At 67.9% G+C, this 19,285-nt stretch carries 18 protein-coding genes and 2 pseudogenes; 11 read left to right on the forward strand and 9 right to left on the reverse strand.

Translation table 11 applies throughout. The features are described from left to right. Positions 1 to 241: 241 nt before the first annotated feature. The 6 genes and pseudogenes from RWE79_RS39220 to RWE79_RS39245 all read right to left on the reverse strand — a co-directional run. Complete coding sequence (locus RWE79_RS39220) at positions 242 to 679, reverse strand: SRPBCC family protein (protein ID WP_475945503.1); 438 nt, start codon at positions 677 to 679, stop codon at positions 242 to 244. Positions 680 to 740: 61 nt separating this feature from the next. Then, positions 741 to 1,322 (reverse strand): TetR/AcrR family transcriptional regulator, encoded by a 582-nt coding sequence (locus RWE79_RS39225; RefSeq protein WP_475946419.1) that lies wholly within the window; start codon positions 1,320 to 1,322, stop codon positions 741 to 743. 22 nt (positions 1,323 to 1,344) lie between these two features. Further along, a complete protein-coding gene (locus RWE79_RS39230) occupies positions 1,345 to 2,178 on the reverse strand; it encodes an alpha/beta fold hydrolase (protein WP_475945505.1) in 834 nt (277 codons plus the stop codon). Between the two features lie 148 nt (positions 2,179 to 2,326). Then, positions 2,327 to 2,551 (reverse strand): hypothetical protein, encoded by a 225-nt coding sequence (locus RWE79_RS39235; RefSeq protein WP_475945507.1) that lies wholly within the window; start codon positions 2,549 to 2,551, stop codon positions 2,327 to 2,329. Then, the gene (locus RWE79_RS39240; protein ID WP_475945509.1) at positions 2,548 to 3,039 is read right to left on the reverse strand and encodes a glycosyltransferase family 4 protein; all 492 of its coding nucleotides are present in this window, start codon (positions 3,037 to 3,039) and stop codon (positions 2,548 to 2,550) included. The genes RWE79_RS39235 and RWE79_RS39240 overlap by 4 nt, the downstream gene beginning before the upstream one ends. Positions 3,040 to 3,329: 290 nt before the next feature. Then, positions 3,330 to 4,496: pseudogene (locus RWE79_RS39245) on the reverse strand (IS110 family RNA-guided transposase); the annotation flags it as partial. Between the two features lie 892 nt (positions 4,497 to 5,388). Here RWE79_RS39245 and RWE79_RS39250 point away from each other — a divergent pair. Continuing rightward, positions 5,389 to 6,045 (forward strand): hypothetical protein, encoded by a 657-nt coding sequence (locus RWE79_RS39250; RefSeq protein WP_475945511.1) that lies wholly within the window; start codon positions 5,389 to 5,391, stop codon positions 6,043 to 6,045. A 568-nt stretch (positions 6,046 to 6,613) separates the two neighbouring features. On the opposite strand, the gene RWE79_RS39255 is transcribed toward RWE79_RS39250, so the two are convergent. Then, a complete protein-coding gene (locus tag RWE79_RS39255; RefSeq protein WP_475945513.1) occupies positions 6,614 to 7,522 on the reverse strand; it encodes a hypothetical protein in 909 nt (302 codons plus the stop codon). Positions 7,523 to 7,952: 430 nt separating this feature from the next. Between RWE79_RS39255 and RWE79_RS39260 the strand changes: the two are divergent. The 10 genes and pseudogenes from RWE79_RS39260 to RWE79_RS39305 form a co-directional block, all read left to right on the forward strand. After that, positions 7,953 to 8,162, forward strand: a pseudogene (locus RWE79_RS39260) (alpha/beta fold hydrolase); the annotation flags it as partial. Between the two features lie 304 nt (positions 8,163 to 8,466). Further along, positions 8,467 to 9,324: a hypothetical protein gene (locus RWE79_RS39265; RefSeq protein ID WP_475946454.1), complete on the forward strand. Its 858-nt coding sequence runs from the start codon at positions 8,467 to 8,469 to the stop codon at positions 9,322 to 9,324. Positions 9,325 to 9,395: 71 nt separating this feature from the next. Beyond that, on the forward strand, positions 9,396 to 9,833 hold the full coding sequence (locus RWE79_RS39270) for a hypothetical protein (protein ID WP_475945515.1): 438 nt from the start codon (positions 9,396 to 9,398) through the stop codon (positions 9,831 to 9,833). Further along, positions 9,830 to 10,246: a hypothetical protein gene (locus RWE79_RS39275; protein WP_475945517.1), complete on the forward strand. Its 417-nt coding sequence runs from the start codon at positions 9,830 to 9,832 to the stop codon at positions 10,244 to 10,246. The genes RWE79_RS39270 and RWE79_RS39275 overlap by 4 nt, the downstream gene beginning before the upstream one ends. 3 nt (positions 10,247 to 10,249) lie before the next feature. Further along, positions 10,250 to 10,972, forward strand: coding sequence for a hypothetical protein (locus RWE79_RS39280; protein WP_475945519.1), 723 nt, complete (start codon positions 10,250 to 10,252; stop codon positions 10,970 to 10,972). A 297-nt stretch (positions 10,973 to 11,269) separates the two neighbouring features. Continuing rightward, on the forward strand, positions 11,270 to 12,403 hold the full coding sequence (locus RWE79_RS39285) for a zeta toxin family protein (RefSeq protein WP_475945521.1): 1,134 nt from the start codon (positions 11,270 to 11,272) through the stop codon (positions 12,401 to 12,403). Beyond that, positions 12,400 to 12,963, forward strand: coding sequence for a hypothetical protein (locus RWE79_RS39290; protein ID WP_475945523.1), 564 nt, complete (start codon positions 12,400 to 12,402; stop codon positions 12,961 to 12,963). The genes RWE79_RS39285 and RWE79_RS39290 overlap by 4 nt, the downstream gene beginning before the upstream one ends. A gap of 19 nt (positions 12,964 to 12,982) precedes the next feature. Beyond that, on the forward strand, positions 12,983 to 13,273 hold the full coding sequence (locus RWE79_RS39295; RefSeq protein ID WP_475945525.1) for a hypothetical protein: 291 nt from the start codon (positions 12,983 to 12,985) through the stop codon (positions 13,271 to 13,273). Positions 13,274 to 13,377: 104 nt separating this feature from the next. Next, positions 13,378 to 13,845 carry a hypothetical protein gene (locus RWE79_RS39300; protein ID WP_475945527.1) on the forward strand — a complete coding sequence of 156 codons (468 nt, stop codon included), beginning with the start codon at positions 13,378 to 13,380 and terminating at the stop codon, positions 13,843 to 13,845. Positions 13,846 to 13,907: 62 nt separating this feature from the next. Then, on the forward strand, positions 13,908 to 15,194 hold the full coding sequence (locus tag RWE79_RS39305; RefSeq protein ID WP_475946421.1) for an IS256 family transposase: 1,287 nt from the start codon (positions 13,908 to 13,910) through the stop codon (positions 15,192 to 15,194). 626 nt (positions 15,195 to 15,820) lie between these two features. Here RWE79_RS39305 and RWE79_RS39310 read toward each other — a convergent pair. Then, positions 15,821 to 18,484, reverse strand: a complete 2,664-nt coding sequence (locus RWE79_RS39310; protein ID WP_475945529.1) for a helicase associated domain-containing protein — start codon at positions 18,482 to 18,484, stop codon at positions 15,821 to 15,823. Between the two features lie 34 nt (positions 18,485 to 18,518). Beyond that, a complete protein-coding gene (locus tag RWE79_RS39315) occupies positions 18,519 to 18,932 on the reverse strand; it encodes a phosphotransferase (protein ID WP_475946423.1) in 414 nt (137 codons plus the stop codon). Between the last annotated feature and the right edge of the window lie 353 nt (positions 18,933 to 19,285).

The raw sequence follows: 19,285 nt of genomic DNA on the forward strand, positions 1-19,285 counted from the left end.
CTGTGGAACGGAATCGGCGGCTCTGCGGTCCGGAGGGGTCGTGACCGGGGTGACCGAAGAGCTTCCCCATGATTGTGGACGCCGGTTGTCATGCGGTGGTGGTCGGTGTAGTTGATCGCTGTTTGTAGGTGATCGGGCTCATCTGGCCGAGGCGGGAGTGGAGTCGGCGGTGTTGTAGCGGGTCGCCCAGCGGAAGACCGGCCGGTGCAGGATCGCATCATGCTGGCGGGTGAGGGCGTCGTCACCGTGTGCTGTGCTCGGTGAGGCCTTCCACCCGCTGCTTGAGGCCCGTGTTGAAGGCGGCGTACCCGTCGTGCTTGGGCGTCCTCAGGAATCGCCGGGTCAGGGTGGTCAGGACGCCGGAGAATTCCTCGCGGTTGGTCAGGCGGGTGGTGCCGTCGTCGTTGGGGGAAAGGGTGAAGGAGTGCTGGCCGTGGAAGATCCGCTTCGTGCCGAGCGTGCCGGCCCACCGCAGTTCCTGGCCGGGTGTCGCGACGGTGACTGTGGGCCTGAAGGTCATGCCGGGCATGCGCATGGTGAGCCTGTCTCCCACGTGAGCGGTTCCCTCGGCTGCGGTGAAGGTGCTCCACTCGCCGTAGGAGGCGAAGTCGGTGAGGACGTTCCACACCGCTTCCGGGGTGGCGTCGATGTCGATGACGGCGGTGAGCACTGCGTCCATGATGGTTTCCACTTCTGGCGGGTGCGGGGAGGAAGGGATGGCGGTCCGGCGAGCGTGTGGCCTACCGGTGACGATCGGCGGGGTCTGCGACGGCGCCGGGGTCTGTGACGGCGGCGGATCGAAGGCCGCTGTCGACGAGGTCGATGAGATATTCGAAGCTCTCGCCGACATCGGCGGACCACTGGAATCCGCCGGATGCCTGCAGGTGGGCGAAGCCGTGGAAGACGCTGCGCACTGCCCGCAGCGCGTGGGTCATGTCCTGTGGGGGGATGTCGTATCCCCGCAGGACCGCTGCGAAGGGGCCGATCCCTCGTCTGCCGGCGAGCATGATCGGGTCGTCGGGACCGGTCGGCGTGAGGCCGAGGGTGGCCGCGTAGCGGCCGGGGTGGGTGAGCACGAAGTCGCGGAGCGCGCCGGCAGCGGCGGCGAGGGCGTCGCGCCTGGCGAGGCCCTGGATGGCCGTGCCGATCGCGACGCCGGCCTCATCGAAGGCGAGCGCCGCGATGCGCCGGTGGAGGTCGCCCTGGCCGGCGATGTGCTTGTAGAGCGACGGGGTGCGCACCCCGAGCCGCTCTGCCAGCCGGCCCATGGTCAGCTCGCTGAAGCCGACCTCGTCGGCGAGCGCGGCGCCGGCGGCGGCGATCGTGGCCGCGTCCAGGCCTGCCCTAGGCACCGACACCGGCCAGGAAGGTCAGGACCGCGGTGAGGGTCTGCTGGGGGAACTGGACGTGCGGGTAGTGACCGGCGCCTTCGATCAGCTCCAACCGGCCCAGACCGGTCGGCAGGTCGGCGACGATCGCCTCGCCCTCGGCCTGCGGCGAGGCCCAGTCAGGATCGAGGGTGCCCTGCACGATGAGCACCGGGCAGGTGACGTTGCCCAGTTGCTCACCTGCGTCGACAGGTGAGATCTTGCCCATCGCCTGCAGGACCTTCATCCGGCCGGGCTCCTCCAGCATCGCGGTGATCTGCCGTATGCGCGTGTCGAAGTCCGCGGGCTTGGAGCCGGGGTAGGCGACGTCCAGGTACTTGGCCCACTGCCCGGTGCTGCCGAAAATGGTGGTGCCCATGAGATGGGTCATGCCGCGGCGGTAGCCGGCCACCCGCAGGTCACCGAGCCGGACCTGCTGCTTGCGGGTGAAGGGCGCGAGTTCGACCACCGCGGTGATGAGCTCCGGTGCCTTGGCCGCGGCGATCGTGACCGCACCCCCGGCGATGGAGTGGCCGACGAGCACCGCCGGCTCACCGAGATGTTCCACCAGGGCGATCAGGTCGCCCGCGAGGTCGGTGCGGGTGTAGGACGCCCACCCGACGCTGGACTCACCGTGGCCGCGCAGGTCCACCGCGGCGACCCGGTACCCGGCTTCCACCAGAGCGGGGGTGAAGAACCTGTAGGCCTCGCGACTGTCGCCCATGCCGTGGGCGACCACCACCAGCGGCCCGGCGACACCGCTCACCTCGTACGCGATGGTCCCACCGTTGACGTTCAGGAACTCGGTCACGACTACCTCCATAGGGCCTGCCGACCCAGCGGCTAACTGTATTAGCTAAAAGCTATCAGCTTTAGCCAGGAGGTCAATCCCCGCGATAGCACTGCGGGGTTGGGCTGCGCCGCACACAAAGCCCGCCGGGGTGCCTCCATGTCCTTCGTCAAGCACCGGCTGTCGGTCTGGGGTGTGTGTCTCGTTCATGGGGTGAGGGCGGTGGCTCGAGGTTCACAGAAGGTGCCGTCGCGGGGAAGCTTCCTGCCTGCCGTTGCCGGTTCAGCCGCTCCTCCTCGATGGCGGCCAGCACGGTGCCGTGCTCGTCGACCAGACAGGCGGCAGGGTCGTGGAAGGTGGCCAGGCCCGCGTTGACTCCCAGGATGTACGTCATCGCGCACCCGCCCTTTCCACGACCGGCGCCACGGCGCCGGTGCTGATCACGGCCTCGTAGGCGTCGAACATGGCGTCCAGGCTGAACCGCTTCGCCGAGGTCCGGCCCGCGGCCGCGATGCGGGCGTGCAGCGCGTCGTCGGTCAGCAGCCGCTCCAGCGCCGCGGCGATGGCATCGGGGGCGGCGGGCGGAACCAGCAGCCCGGACGTTTCGTCATCGATGTACTCCAGCGGCCCGCCGTGCCCGGTCGCGATCACCGGGACACCCGCGAGCATGGATTCGATGTTGCTGTAGCCGAACGGCTCGGGCTCCCGGGACGGGTGCACCGCGACATGCGCCGCGGTGTAGCAGGCGGCGACTTCCTGCGGGTCCAGCTCATCGAGCAGGACCACCTTCCCGGCCAGGCCGAGGCCGGCGATCAGCCGGGTGAGATCGTCCTCGTAGTGAGGGGCCCGGCTGTCCAGCAGGCCGGCGCCGTTGAAGACCACGACGGTGTCCTGAAGCAGGCCTCGTTCTTTGGGTCGGCGGCCCGGATGACGTCCTCATGGCCCTTCCACGCCACCCGGCGGGCCGACACCAGCACGATGCGGTGCCCGGCGGGCAGCCGGTTACGGTCCCGGACCCGGGCGAAGACGCCTTCGGCTTGGGCCTGCCGCAGCCGGTCCTCAAAGTGGCCGACGTCCAGACCGTTCAGAACCGTACGAACCCGGCCAGGGGGAACGCCGGCGTCGAGCAGCGCCTGCCGGACCGAGGCAGAGACCGCGATCACCTGCACCACCCCCCGCCGGTCGGCGGCGATGCGCTGCGCGAGTCGTCGTCGGGCGAGGCAGAGCAGGGCCTGGGTGTGGTGCTTGCCCTGGGCGATCTTTTTGTCGTAGTAGGCCCGCGATGCCGGGTCGCCCAGGGCTGCGAACGCGGAGAGGAAGAAGGCCCTCTTGAGCTGCTTGTTTCCTCTCCTGGAGGGCTGTTCGCCGCGGATCGAGGACCCGGAACTGCGGGTCGCGGGGGCGAGACCGGCGTAGGCGGCGAGGTGGCCGGCGGTCGGGAACGTGCTGCCGTCACCGACCTCGATGAGGATCCGGGCTCCGGTCCTGACGCCTATGCCCGGCATGGACGTCAGGACCTTCGAAAGAGGGTGGGCGTCCAGGAGTTCCTCGATCCGCCCGGCCAGGAGTTTGCGCTGGTCAAGGACGGCAGCCAGGGATCCGGCCAGGCTCGGGACGATCAGTGCGGCCGCTTCGGTGCCCGGAACGGTGACGGTCTGCTCGTCCAGAGCGGTGAAGATCTCCTCGACCAGTCGCTCGGCCATCCGCGGGGCCTTCGGCCGTAACAGCGTCACCAGACGGCGCCGGCCTGTCTTGCGGATCTGGGACGGAGACCCGAACCGCTCCAGCAAGGCAAGAACCGCCGGGTGCTGCAACCGCGGCCCCAGCACCCGCTCCAGCGACGAATGAATCTGGGTCAGCAGACCGTGAAGCCGGTTCGCGACCCGGGTCGCTTCGCCGGCCAGGTCGTCGTCGAACCCGACGATCATCTCCAGCTCGGCGATCGTCTCGTCCTCGCCGTCGATCGCTCGCAGCGTGTGGGGCATCGCGCGGGCCGCGTCCGCGATGATGAACGCGTCCTTCACATCCGTTTTGGCCTCGCCGGGGTAGAGGTCGGCGATCCGCCGCATCGTCAGCCCCGGAAGGTAGGCCACGGGGCAGCCCATGTCCCTCGCAACAGCCAGCGGCAGGGCCCCGATCGAGGCCGGCTGGTCGACCACGACCAGCACCGTTCCGTGCTTGGCCTTCAGCTTGTCGAAGAGCTCGCGGAGCTTGGGCTCGGTGTTGGGCAGTCGCTTGTCGAAGGCCTTCTTGCCGGCCGGGGTGACAGCGGTGGCGTGGTGTTCGCCCTTGCCGACGTCCAGGCCGAGGAAGACGTCGATGTCTTCGGTGTCGATCACGTGCAGGCCCCTCCGCTCACGCTTTCGTCCGGCCTTGCCTCGGCATCGAGCTGCCACACCCACGTTACGGAGAGCTCTTCCGGCTCGGGTGAAGCCGGTGCTCAAGCCCCTCATCAGCGGTCCGTCGATGCCTCCAGGCCCGGTGACACCACCCCCCGGATCATCAACCGCAACAAGGGGGGAAGTCATGCCGGACCCGAAGGCCGGAGGCCCCATTGCGGAGCCACGAAAACGGTAACGGGGGGGGACGGTGAGCGAGGAGGCACCCGATGGAATTGCAGTCCTCGGACGGGATGGCGACCGAAGAACGGGTACGCCCGCTGGTACGCCACCACCCACACCCCCACCGCCCTGGTGAAGGCCATCACCCAGAGCGTGCCCGACCCGGCGCCCCTGCAGCGCAGGAGAGACTCGTTGCTCCCTGGGCTGCGCGAGGCTGCCCAGCTCACGCCCGTCACACCGCCCGCGCCCTCGGTTCCGACCCCGCTCGACATCCAGCGCGCCCGCACCCGAAGGCCGCCGGCGCTCGGCGCCCGCAGCGTCCCGCGCTGGAGCACCGCCACCCTTCCTCCGGCGCCCGCTGCCCCGCATACGGCCACACGCCGCTGATCCGTCGCTGCCCACGACCAACAACCCCCGCCCTAAGAAAGGAACTTGTGACGCTCAGCCCGCTGGGTGCTCTCGACGACCACGACGTGGTCGAGGTCCTGCCCGCCACTTCTTGTCAACTCTGGGCGCGTTGCTGCCGCTGTGCTGATTCCGGTGAACGCTGCTGGAACTGCCCAATCCCCCTGCCCGCACCGCCGGCCCGAAGCTGCCCGACCATCCGCCCTCGGCACAACAGCCATCCAGGGCAGGGCAATTGACGGCAAACGGTGGTCTACTGCATGACATGCGCCTTACGGACGACACGCGGGACACGCGGGACACGCTGTTGATGGGTGCGGCCTTCGGAGGGTTCGCGGCGGTGCTCCTCCTCGTGGTCGAGTTGTTCTTGCGATTGCGGTGGCAGTGGCAGTGGCAGTGGATAGTGCCCCTCCCCGCCGGCGCGCTCGTGTTCGGTGTTCTGCTCGCCGCCATGTCGCTGGGCGACGATGAGCGCGAGGCGGACCGGCGGGAGAGCAGTCGCGTGTGCCTGCTCGCCTGGGCGTGCCTCAACGGGGGGCGTTGCGAGACCGACTCGTCGGCGTTCACCACCGACGGGGACGGGTGGGAGCTGCCGGCGAGCCAGCTTTTCCGCGGCACACTGCTGGCCGTGGGCCACCGGGAGGGCGTCCAGGTGGGCATCGCCTGCGCCATGAGCGAGGACCCCAAGGCGGAATCCTTTTGGTACATGACGGTCCTGGTCCGCCTCCGCGAGGAGCATTCGCCTGCACGGGTGCAATACCGGAAGATACACCGACTGGGCCTGCCGCCGGACGTGGAGTCGGTGGCGATGGCCGGCCGGGAACTGTGCGTGCGGTACGCGGGCTGGCCGGAGGATCTTGTGGCGCTGAATAGGCAGGTCGACGCAGTCGTTAGGCTGGCGGCGAGCCTGCAGGAGGCATGACGCGGACGCAGACTCGTTCACTGTCTCGGCTCCGGCTCCCCTCCGTAAACGTTGCTCGCCTGACCTACAAAAGTCCGCAAGCCCCTCAACTGACACTGGCAGCCGGTGCGGCCCTGGTCCGGGAGCGCGCTGACGATCTCCCGTATCTCGTACCGGCCCTGGTGACCGCTGACCGAGGGGCACGCGGCCTTCCACGCGGCGATCACCGGTTCGATCAGCGCCCGCTGCTTCGTCGGCCAGGTCAGTCTTGTGGGGCTTGCGCTGGCGCGCAGGGGGTTCTGCCCAGCGCGCCCGAGCCCGCTGACCAGTTGTGATGCCGCAACCTCACGCGTTCAGGTGACGATCAATCACCTATCAACTCGCTTACCGCCCTCTGATACGCGTTGAGCTCTTCTCCGTAACCGACAACTACAGAGCTTGCCGGGAGTGTCATGAATCAGGTGACTCCTTCGTGGAGGCTCACACCTGATTCATCACTCCCCGAGAAGCTCGCCAGGGCCACGGTGAACATCGCCGTCGAGGTCGGTGCGTCGTCCGACAACGCCGTGCGGCACGCCAGCCCACCAAGTTACCGGGACAGCAGGAGCATCCCGAACGTGCAGAACAACGACGTTGCGGCCGTGAGTGCGAATGCCACCCTCTTCTGCCAGCGGCGGCGTGCGGCGATGTGGCCGGTGATCTGCGCGGGGGCCATTGAGGTTACGCCGTCACGGTGCCCGTCGCGGGCGGTCAGTGTGAGCGTCCTGCCGACTGCGGTGGCGCCCCCAGTGGCCAGGACGTCGGTGTCGGGCCGGACGACATCCTCGGTGACGGTGAAGCTGTTGGTGTTCGACGGCACATTGCGCTTGAGTGCGGCGGCGTCGACCCGGCCGGTGTCGATCAGGCTCGCCAGGTGCGGGCCGGGGTTGAGGGGCAGCTGCCTGCCCGGGGGCGGTGGCGTGCGCTCTTCGATGGTGCGTTCGACCAGGTCGTGTTCCCGGCCCGGTACCAGGCTGCGGGCGCACAGGCCCGGATCCAGCAAGACCGAGGTGGCGTCCGCGACCGCGACCGTGACCAGGTCGGGGTCACAGTGGTCCTCGTAGAGAACAACGTGGCAAGTACCGCTGTTCGAGCCCACCTCGTCGTCACGGGTAACTCGAACCCGGTACCAGACGCACGCGGAGCCCGACAGCGGAGCGGTCAACGTCCCCGCCGGGCCGGCCGTGGTACGACCGGCGATGGTGACCGGGTCGCGTACGCCCTGCAGCAGGTACGGTTCGACCGGCTGCGACCTGTGCGGGAGGGTGTCCCACAACTGCACGAGATAGTCCCGCATCTGCGCCTCATCGCCACGCCTGACCATCAGCCAGAGCAGGCCATACCAGCTGATCGCTGCGAAGACCAGCAGAAACATTCCGGCCGCAAAGCGGTCCTGCGGGCTGCCTGCCGCTGCGGCGAGCACGACCCCCTTCAGCGCGTCGAACGCCAGGATGTCCACCGATCCACACTATCGGCGTGAGGATCGGCCACGTGTCGCGTGGGCCAGACACTGCTTGCCGAGTACGCGTCCCGGGGTGAATCGCAACAGCGCCTCGCGAACCTCGCGCCCCAGGTCATCACGACAGTCCGAGATCTCTACCGAACCCGGGCGGTTCACGCGGCCTGCAGGGCAGCACACCCTCCGGAGCCCTTCTCGTCGAGGGCTCGCTCGCCTGCCCCGCCATGCCCACCGCGCTCATCAGCGCCACTACCGGCCTGGACGACAGCGAGGTTCCGATGGCGGCGCCGAGCCGGCGACGGTGGCGACGTTGGGCCAGGACCGTCCGGCCAGCAGGTCTGCGATGGCCTGCCGGTTCACCCCGGAGGTCTCGGCGAGGCCGCGCATGCTGAGCTGCCGCTGGGACATCACCTCGGTCAGGGTGCGGGCGATGTGCTGGACGGCGGCGGCGCCGGGGTCGGCGACCCGCAGCTCCGCGGAGGTGACCGACGAGCTGCATCAGTTGCTTCGGGCCGCCGGCATTCCGGCGCCCTACCTGCTGGTCGGCCACTCCCTCGGCGGTCTGTATGCCCGTCATCACGCGACACGCTTTGCGGACGAGGTGGCCGGCTTGGTCCTGCTGGATCCCGCGCACGAGGACTACAACGCGTACATGCCTCAGCAGCTGGTGGACCAGTGGGAGGCATGGGATCCCGACCAGGCGATGCCCGAGGAGCTGCCCGACGAAGTCGTTCAGCTCTACCGCGGTCTGTTCGCCCAGGAGGTTGCCGACTGGCCGCAGCAGCTTCGTGACCTCCTCATCGACCGGCATGTCAGCCCGGGCTGGCTGCGTGTCGACTTCCAGGAGGCCAGGAACGTGAAGGAGCTCTATGCCGAGATGCGGAACGCGATCCCCCCGCAGCACATCGAGTCCATCGCCTTCCCCGGCGACCCCGCCTACGAACATGGCCGACCCCCTCCAGGTGAACGGCTACACCTACAGTCACAACAACCCCGTGACCCACAGCGACCCGACCGGTCTCTACGACCCGGACCGCATGGAGTACGAGCGGCAGCAGCGCCTGATGAACGACAACCTGGGCCTGCACAAGCCGCGTGCCAAGCCACCGGTCGTGATCAATTCGGACCTGAAGAACATTCTTGCCGCCATCTACATCCGGGACCACGCCGCCACGGCGAAGGGCGATGGAAAGGTGACCACCGCTCTCATCCAGGAGTTCAACAGTGGGCAGGCGGTCGGCACGTGGCAAATTTCCAAGGCTGCCGACCTCATGAAACGCCTCTCTGAACTCCTCGAGAAACACCGTGTCCAGAAGATGAAATCCGGTAAGGAACTTCTCTCGGAAGGCGATCTCAAGGTCGCCCGAACCGAGGCGAAGGAGTTGTGGGGCGGTATGAATTCCAGCGACGTCACCGGTAATGTGACGGCATATGTCAATGGGGATGACTCCGTGCGGAAGGGGCTCGAGGGCGCCCGAAAGAACATCGTCTCCAAACAGGCCGTAAGTGACATTACGGGCCAGAAGTTCGAAGTTACCCCCGGGGACCGCTCACCGAATCCCCGTCCCCGTCAGACCGGTGAACCCATGCACATGAAGGGCTTCATGAAAGGCTTCGGTATCGTCGGCTCCGCCGTGAATCTGTCCCAGTATCCGGTCGATGTCTACAACTATGACCGGAAGGAAGGAACCAGAAGCACGCTGGAAGGTCTTCTCGATCCACTGGATATCACTCCGGACGGTGAGGGCGTCGGGGGCGTGCTCTTCGACGATTGTTACACGCAGGCGCCACCCACGGCGTAAGTATTGCTGGTCCATCGGTCCGCAGTGCGCTGTAGGATCCAAGTGCGCCGCGGACCACCAAAGGAGCCGGAATGGCCCACGCCGAAACCATCACCACAGGAAACTTCTTCCAGGAGACTCTGGATCAAGTGCCGGAATTCAGCAGCTGTGTTGCAGCAGCGATGGAATCAAACGCTTTGAGTGATCTGGATCCAGAGGATCTGGATCACCTGAAGTACAACCCCTATTCCCTGTCCTTCGAGTTGCTGACCGCCATCCTGATTCCCGCGCTCAACTCGACCGATCCGGCTCGGAATGAACTCCTCGACCGTTGCTTCGCCCTGCTGGAGCGGGTCGCGGACTCTTCCGACTCCCATGTCCGAGGCAACCTTTCCCTGGCCGTCACCGATTTCCTCCTTGATCCCCTCGGCCAAGCGTCCTATAGGCGTGGGGGGCCCGCCTTTCGCGCCCTCATGGCAGAGTGCCTCGCAGCGAACGGTCAGCCCGTTCCTAAGGACTGGCAGAGGTGATCACCTGTGCCAACTTCCTGGAGGAACTACTCGCCCAGGTACCCGAGATTTCCGACAGGGTCACGAGCCGCTTGAATTCGGCTCTGTCCGACGAAGCGAATTCCGAAACGGTCGACGATATCAAGGGCGACCATTACGGCCTGCTCTGGGAGCTCTTCACCTACGTCCTTGAGCCCGCACTCGGCTCCCCGCAGCGCCTCAAGGACCTGGCGGAGCGGTGCTTCGCATTCCTCGAAGGCGTCGCCTCGTCCCCGACCACGTCCCTCCGGGGCAATCTGGATGTCGTCATCGAGGACTACCTGTCCGGTCCTCTCGGTGACACGGCCTACCCGTTCGCCAGGCCCGCCTTCCGGACCGCCATGGTTCGGAACCTCGCCGACCAGGGCGTCGAGCGGCCGGCGGAGTGGCGGTGAGCCATGGCGAAAGAGAACGTGACGGTGTGCCTTCCCCCCTGCGACAGGGGGGAAGTCCACGGGGCCATCAGCGCGGCCATGGCCCCCTACGACTACAACCGCGAGGACGTCCCCGACGACCCCGGGTGGATGGGCGAGTGGGACTACTGGCAGATCGACGGCCGTGGATGTGAGTTCCCCGTGCTCCCCGGGTTCGAGGACGACCCCCGCCTCATCAGGGGCGAGCTTGACCTACGAGGCCAACCCCGCGTCTTCCCGCCCGGCACCTGCGACGGCGGCCCCCGAGGGCTCCTGGACTTCGACGCCGCCCGACGGCCCGTGGCCGCCGAGGCCGCCCGGGACTTCCACGACTGGCACGACTTCGCAGCCCGCCACCCCGCCGCCCACCCGCTGGAATTCTTCGCGGAGAAGCACCGGGGAGACCCCGCCTACCCGCCCCGCCGCGTTGACGAGGAGTATCTCGGCCAGGCCGTCATCAAGGCTCTCCACGACGAACGGCCCGATCTGCGTGATCGGATCGGAAGCTTCCCGGTGGGCGACATCGGCGACGACCTCGCCGCCTACGTGGAGGAGCGGGCCTCGGACGTCCTGCCCACCAACGCCCTGCTCACCCTGGACGGCCAATGGCACGGCATCGCGGGTCTGGAACTGCGCCGCTACTTCAACGCCTACCTCGACGAGCTGCCGGTTGACGCGATCGTCGTCCGCGTCGTGTACCACGGGTAGGGCGGACCAAGGGATCCACGGTATCCCACGAGCTGAGACAGGCGCCCCGGTCGGCCGTCGACGGGTCGCCTCCAAGCTGTCTCCGTCCGTGGGCAAGGCACTCCGCTCACGACTCGACGGCGTGGCCCTCGGACGACGGTCACCTGCGCCGTCACATCCGGACTGTTCCCCTCGGCGGAACACCCCCGGGGGTGAAGTCTCCTGGCCCAGCGGCGCTGATGGCCTCGCTCTGGCGCGGCCATCGGCATGCAGCGAACCGGATCGGGCGCGTAGGCGCCAGGCTCAGGTGGGCCAGGTGTGCAGCAGCTCGATGATGCGGGTGGTGGTGCTGCGGGGGTTTACAGTTCCTCGGCGAGGGCGCGCAGATGTTCCTTGTCGGGGTGGACGGCGACGCCGCTGGACCCGGCCACCGCGGTCTTCCCTGCTCGGGCAGCCGGGCGCGGGCAAGACCCGGGTGGCCCAGCTCGTGGCCGAACAACTCGACGCGCGGGGCGGCTTCGCCGACGTCGACAGCGATCTCACAAGCCCTACCACCCGCAGTACGCCCAATTCATGGCCGAGGACGACCGGCTCATGACGCTCTACACGGGCCCCGACGGACGGGCTCGGATGCGGCAGGCCCAGCAGTTCGTCCGGGGCGAGGATCCGCTCTCCGGCGGGCGGAAGCTCAACGCCCTGGTCCAGGAGATCGCCATGGACCCGGACTTCCTGGCCGCGACCATCCGGCAGTACCGGGCCGTGGGCACCCGCACCGAGGTGCTCGCCCTGGCCGTCTCCCAGGCGCTGAGCGAGCAGGGCATCCTCAACCGCTACTACGAGCAGGTCCGCGACCGCGGGCAGGGTCGGCTGACCGTGCCGGAGAAGGCGCTCGCCTCGTACACGGGCATCGCCGTCTCCTGCGAGGTCATCGTGCGCGAGGGACTCGCCGACTACGCGGCCGTCTACCGCCGAGGCGAGTCCATACCCCGGTACGCGGCCGCCGCCACCGAACTCGCCGCCGAACCGCTGGCGTTGCGGCAGGCCCTGGAACGCGAACGCGACCGGCCCTGGACACAGCAGGAGTCCCATGACTTCCTCACCGTGCAGCAGAAGCTGCGCGCGGGCCTCCCCGCCGACTTCGGCCCCCAGCTCGACCGCATCGACGAGCTGGCCCGCCCGCTGCTGACGGCGCAGCCCTCCGACAGCCCACGCGTCTCCACCGCGGCCGCCCGCTCGCGCAGCGTCACCACCTCCAAGCGCCCGGCAAAGCCCGAGCAGCCCGCCGGGCCGCGGGCCGCACCGTGCCACGGCACGGCTCTGAGGGGCCCGAGCAGCGCCGGGGCCGTGCCAAGTAACGGACTCCGCAGGGGCGCGGCGCCGTCGGCGCCGCCCGCCAAGGCACCGAGGGCGCCCGCAAGGAAGGCCTCACGACCGTCCCGGAGGGACGCATGAAGATCACCATTGAAGGCGCATCGCAGGAGTTCGAGCGGAAACTGCTCCTGCTCCTCGCCGAGCACCACCACGAACTGACCGTCACCGCGGATACCGAGTGGGACGCCGAGCGGGCCGTGCTGTACCTCACCTCCCTGTCGGCCAATGCGTTCAGGTTCGCCCGGCTCGTCGTGGCGGCCGACGGCCACAAGAAGGCCGAGGAACTGCGCGCGGAGTTCGACGGCGAGCTGCGCGGCCCGACCATCGCGCTGTCCCGCGCGGTGCCCCGGGGCGTGCGCATGGGCTGGTGGCCCGAGGGCATCGAGGCGCCCATCACGCCCATGTACGACCCCGACCATCCGTCCTGGCAGAAGGCCATCGCCTACACCATGACCAGCAAGAACGCCCCCATCTTCCGTACCGCCTTCGAGTGGCTGGACAACGGCAGCGCGCGAAAGGCCTTGTCGGCGGAAGTCGACCCGAAGGTCACCGTCACGGACGCGCCCCAGCGCCTGACCGACGCCGAAGAAGCCGCCGAGCGCGACGAACTGGCCCCCGCCGTCGACCGGTTGACCGGTTGACCGGCGGGCAGGAATAACGATGATCAGCGCACCGCCGTGCCCGGATATCGTCCCGGCGCTCGACCTGGCACCCGGCACGCTCGTGGTCGCGGTCGGCCCCGGGGCGTCGGGCAAGTCCACGTTCGCCGCCACCGCGGCGGTCGACGCGGTGATCTGCCTTGACTCCCTCCGCCGTGAGATCGGCAGGGACGAGGGCGACCAGTCCGTGACCCCGGCCGCCGTCGCCCGGCAGAACCGGTTTTGGGACTGTAGGCCCGCATGTTCCGGTGTCGCGTATGCGCCTGATGAACCGGGCCTAAAGTCACGCTGAGTGGTCTTGGTGTCGGCTCGAAGTGCCTCCTGCCAGCGGCGCTTCGGTTTGTCGATCTGGCCTTGGCTCTGTGCGGGGACGCATCTGCGTGCTGAGATGTCGATATGGAGGTTGTGCTGGCCAGCTTGATCGCTGTCGCTGGAACCCTGTTGGGATCAATCATCACCTTTACCTTCCAGCGCCGTTCCAGTGTGCAAGCGGAGGTCTTCGCCCGCTCACTGCAACTGCGCCAGGAACGTCTGACGACTTACAGCGCCTACGCAGGAGCCGTAACGGCACTCAAGCAAGGGACAGTTGCCCTTTGGTTCCGCCTGCAGGGAGATGCCGACAACCCCGAAACGCGACACGCCTTCACCGAGTGCGACCGACTTGGCGCCGCCACAGAGAATGCCCAGTTCCGAGTGCGGCTCCTCGCCGAAGACGACACGCTCGTCGCACTTGCTGCATCGGCCTTCGACGCCATCGGCCCAATCCGCAGGGCATCAACGAAGACCGAGCTGGCTGAACGCGAACAAGAGCTGCAGGGCGCCCTCAACGCCTTCATCACCGCCGCCGCTATCCAGATTCATTGATCCAGGGTCTGTACGGTCTTCGGTGTAACTCCCGATCATGGAAGTAGCACCTGATGAGCGACATGACTGCCTCTGTCGAGGCGGTTGAAGAAGTCCGGCCGGTCGAGGTGTCGGCGGACGTGCTGGACGAGCAGTTGATCGGGCAGTTGGTCGACCGGGCCCGCGCGAGCGGGCTGCAGCTGACTGGTGAGGGTGGGCTGCTGCAGCAGCTGACCAAGCGGGTGCTGGAGTCCGCCCTGGAGGGCGAGATCACCGACCACCTCGGCTATGAGAAGCACGACCCGGCCGGCGCTGGCAGCGGCAACTCCCGCAACGGGGTCCGGTCCAAGACCGTGCTGACCGACGTCGGGCCGTTGGAGATCACGGTGCCGCGTGACCGCGATGGGAGCTTCGAGCCGCAGATCGTCAAGAAGCGGCAGCGGCGGCTGACCGGCGTGGACGAGATGGTCCTGTCGCTGTCCGCGCGGGGTCTGACGCACGGTGACATCTCCGCGCATCTGGCCGAGGTCTACGGCGCGAGCGTGTCCAAGCAGACCATCTCGACCATCACCGACAAGGTCATGGATGGGATGGCCGAGTGGCAGAACCGGCCGCTGGACCCGGTCTACCCGGTGATCTTCATCGACTGCGTGCACGTGAAGGTGCGCGACGGGCAGGTGGCGAACCGTCCGATCTACGTCGCCCTCGCGGTGACCGTGGACGGCACCCGGGACATCCTCGGCCTGTGGGCCGGCGACGGCGGCGAGGGCGCCAAGTACTGGCTCCAGGTCCTCACCGAGATCAAGAACCGCGGCGTCGAGGACGTGTGCATGGTCGTCTGTGACGGGCTCAAGGGTCTTCCCGATGCCATCTCGGCGGTCTGGCCCCAGGCGGTTACCCAGACCTGTGTGGTCCACTTGATCCGGGCGTCGTTCCGTTACGCGGGCCGCCAGGACTGGGACAAGATCTCCCGCGCGCTCAAGCCCGTCTACACCGCGCCGACCGCAAAGGCCGCCGAGGACCGCTTCCTGGACTTCCAGCAGGAGTGGGGCGCCAAGTATCCGGCCATCGTGCGGCTCTGGGAGAACGCCTGGGCCGAGTTCGTGCCGTTCCTCCAGTTCGACACCGAGATACGCCGCATCGTCTGCACGACGAACGCGATCGAGAGCGTGAACGCGCGCATCCGCAAGGCCGTACGCGCTCGCGGGCACTTTCCGAACGAAGCCGCAGCTCTCAAGTGCGTCTACATGGCCGTCATGAGCCTGGACCCCACCGGGCAGGGACGCAAACGCTGGACCATGCGATGGAAGCCCGCACTGCAGGCCTTCGACATCGCCTTCGACGGCCGACTTTCCATCGGCCGCCGCTAACTCACGCCACCCGAGTTACACCGTTGGCTGGACAGACCCCTCGCGGACGGCCTCGACCACCGGGCAGCCTCGTGGCCGTGGAGCCCTTGCTGTCCGCTTGGCCACCACCGTCCGGCGTGGAGCCGACGTGGTGTCACGCCGGAAGGTGGTAGTAGCTGCAGGGTGATTAGGAACTACCGTTGCTGTCTCCTTCGGAGTTGGGACGGTCGTCGGAGTCGGTGCGGTTACGGACCTTGCCACGGATCCAACCGGGGGCTGCGGCCGTAAGCAGCACAGCGATCCCGGCGATGTAGTCGGGGAACGCGTCGGCAAGCACAGATAGATGGAGCATTGAAGGCTTGGACACGTGGCGAGCGAGCGTGCCCCTGCCGCCCGCCGTGTGTCCGTCACCTCCCAGGAACGGAAGACTGCACAGCGTGCAGCTTGTTGTGAGACGGAGATGCGACCTGTCGGCCCGGGCACGCGGGTCCTCCAGTGGCGGTCTCGTTCAGCGCCTCACCAGGGTGGCGGGAGGTCCCCGGGGCTGATCAATGAACGAGCTGTGCGAGTTCAGTCTGCCTCATGTGGGTGCCCATGCACCTTGCCTTCCTGGAACTTGGGACGATTTCCGAAGCCAGCCTCTTGATTTACGTCCAGTCGATGCCCAGCTCCCGCAGCGCATCCAGTTGCTCTTGGTCGAGCTTGTCCCGGCGCGATTTGGTGTTGCTGTACCAGATGCCGAGCTTGGTCTCGGTTCCATCGGGCAAGACCTCCACCGCCTTGCGGGGTACGGGCCGGTCTGCGCCTTCCCTCTCGACCCACTGCGTGAGGGCGGCTACGCCCCTGTGGAAGGCCGCGGCTGCTTTCCCCAATGCTTTCCCGGCACCCCCCTTGGCCGCCGGGGCCGGGGTGGGCTGTTCTGCGGGCGTCACGCCCAGCCTGGTCAGCCGTTCCTGCTGTTCGGCGGAGAGCTGTCTCCAGTTGCTCGCTTCTCTTTGCCGCGTGAGCCACCGCCCGAGGTCGTCGCCGTCCATGAGTACGCCGGGTGCGATGTGGGGCAGCACTCCACCGGCTTCGTCGGTGGCGAGGTCGGCGAGGTGACGGTGGTGGCGTTGCCAATCGAGGGGCCAGGGGCAGTTCCAGTCCGGGTCGATCTCCGCGAGCTGCGCGGCCCGGGTCTCCGCGCGCTGTGGATCCTTGCCGAGGCCGCCCCTGCGGCGGAGGTTGGCCATGTGCTGCCCGATGGGCATCAGGCCCTCAACTTCGCTCTCGCCCCAGACGGTGTCCTGGCGGGGTGCGAGGTGTCCGGTGGCCCGGTGGTAGGAGCGGAGTGCGGCGAGTTTGGTTTCCCATGCCTCCTCGCCCGGCTCCCACACCATCCCGGTCTCGTCGAGCAGCGTCTTGCGGTGGAGGCCGAGTTCGCCGACGCGCAGCGATTTCCGCTGCTGATGCACCCATCGGCCAAGCGGAAACGCCTTCGTCGTTCCGACCTCGGTCTCGACGTCATAGGGCACGGCGTACAGGCCGGTGATCTCGTTCTCGGCACGCCACCGGACCAGGGCCTGATAACCCTCGAGCCAGACGAGGGACTGGGGTCGGATGACGCGGCAGCGGGTGAGGGCGGCGATGTCGGCGGCGTCGCGGGGGGAGGCGAAGTTGACCACGACCGAGGTGACCCGGTCGGCCTCGTGCTGTGCCTGGCTGGTCTCCTCGGGCATGTCCCCGTTTTCCGGGCCGGCCCCGGCCGTGTGGGAGGGGTGGACGTGGATACGCCGACGTTCGGTGCCGCGGGTCAGGGCGCGGGAGGCGAGCTGGTCGACCATGCGCTCCGAGTGGGAGCGCAGGGCTTGGAGGATGTCGACCAAGGGCTGGTAGCTGGCCGAGGCGACCATGTCCCTCGGGTCCTCTCCGGGCTGGAGGAAGACGGGGATGATGATCCGGGCGGTCTTGGTCGTGCCGTCGGGGTTGGGGCGCAGGGCGCGTCCGATGTTCTGGACGACGTCGACCTGGGAGCTGCGCGAGCCGACGATGCACACAGCCTCGACCCCGCGTAGTCCGGTGATGTCGACCCCGACTCCGAGGGCCCGTACAGAAGACAGGAACGCCCGGTGCACCCGCCGGTTCTGGGCGTCGATGCCGTTGGCGAACCGGTGGATCACCGCACGCCGGTGCGCGATGGGATGGTCCCCGCACAGCCAGTCCGCCCATACCCGGTCCGCGGGCACATGACGGCCCATCTCCAACTCGTACAGCTCAGCGCCGATCGACGACGCGGGCATTTCCTCCGCACCGTCCAGCGCCGCCGCAGAGGCCTCAGCGGCGTACAACTCGGCGGCCGTGCGCGGCATCTGCTCGGCGAACGCCGCAGCTTCCTCCACCCGCTGGTGGAACACCATGGTGGTGTGCAGATTCTGCTGCGCCGCGTGCTCCAGCAGCGCGGCCTGGAGCATGGCCATGCGCCTGCCACGCAGCGCGTCCTCCGACAGCCCCAGGATCGGGTCAGGGTCGCGGATCTCCAGCACGTCAATCTCGAACCCCGCAAGGATCGACCGTTCCACCGCCTCCGCCAGACCGAGATCGAAAATCCGGGTGCCATAGGTGCTGGAGTCGTCCTCCATCGACGCGATCACCACCTCCCGCCCGTCCCGGCCCCGCTGCGGCCGGGGCGCGGCGAGAATCCTTGGGGTGGCGGTCAGGTAGAGCCGGAAATCGACAGGGATCCGGGCGTTGTCGTGGATCGCCGCCCACGGCCGACCCATGTCCCCGGCCGTCATGTGCCCCTCGTCCAGAATGGCCAGGTCAAACGGAGCCATCCGCTGCCCGTACATCCGCTTCCCACCAGCCAGAGCCGATTCCAGCGGCCCAGGAACAGTCTTGCGACCAGCGACGTCGGCGGGATCCTCGCGATCCACCAGAGAGGCGTACGTGGCGAACACGACCACCGGCCCGTGCCCGGCCCACAGGGCGAGCTGGATCGGGTTGGTGGTGGTGCGCACCCCGAGCTGCTCCAGGACCTCGTCCTTGTCCACCGAGCAGACCGCGACCATCGGAGTGCGGTGCCCGACCCGCCGCCAGGACTGGGCGCTCTGCACGATCAGGTCCAGCGTGGGCACCATCACCAGAATCCGCCCGTCCGGGAAGCACTCCAAAGCAGACGCAGCGGTGGTGATCGTCTTACCGGACCCGGTCGCGGACACCCCCATGGCACGCGCCCCCTCCGGAGGCACAGGCGACCTTGTAGGAAATCCAACCCACTTCCGGAAACTCGTTTTCTGGTCTACCTGGTGTTCTTTGAGTTTGATTGCAGGCATTTTTTGTTGCCTTTCCGCTGCCGTGTGCGTGTTCTTATTCTTGGCCGCTTTCCATTACCAGGTCTGACCATTGTTGGTTGCAGCGGACGATGTACTCGATGTCGCGCAGGTACAGGTCGGCGTGTCCTTTGGCGATGTGTCGGGCGAAGTTCGGGTCGCCGCCGGCTGCGGCTTCCTGCATGAAGGTCACGAGCGAACGCAGCCGCTCGGGGACTGTTGCCAGCGCCACCCGCCGCTGTGCGGGCGTACACCCGTAGGCGTCCAGGAACGTACGCGCCCGGCGCGCCTGCTGCTCGGTGTCACCGAACCCGTCGTGGTTGGCCGGGTCGGTGAGCGGCGCGAAGCGGTACAGCGCGTAAGCCAGGTCCCAGCACCGCGGCCCGGGCCGCGCGCCGTCGAAGTCGATCACCCCGACCGCGCTGACGCCGTCAAAGACACAGTTGTGCAGGCGAAGTCACCGTGGCAGACGACCTCCACAGGCTCGATCCGCGGCGGCTGCCAAGCGGGGCATTCCTCAGTGGCCAGGGACACCGAGGCGTCATGCAACTGCCGCAGGAGCCGCGCTGCAGAGACCAGCGCGGACTCAGTGCGCACCTGCTTTGACAGCGGATAGTTGCCGACCTCGCCGGGCAGATAGTCGAGACGTCCCTGCCCTGCTCGTCCACACCATGCCAGGCTGGTACACCCGCCACGCCGGCCTCTCCGGAGCCGCTGCACCAGTACGCGGCACGGCCGGGCTCCACGCCTGGGCAGGACGGCGCACCGTATCCCCGACCCGAACCACGCGTGTAACCCCACCAC

The organism is Streptomyces sp. RLA131, from assembly GCF_056270125.1.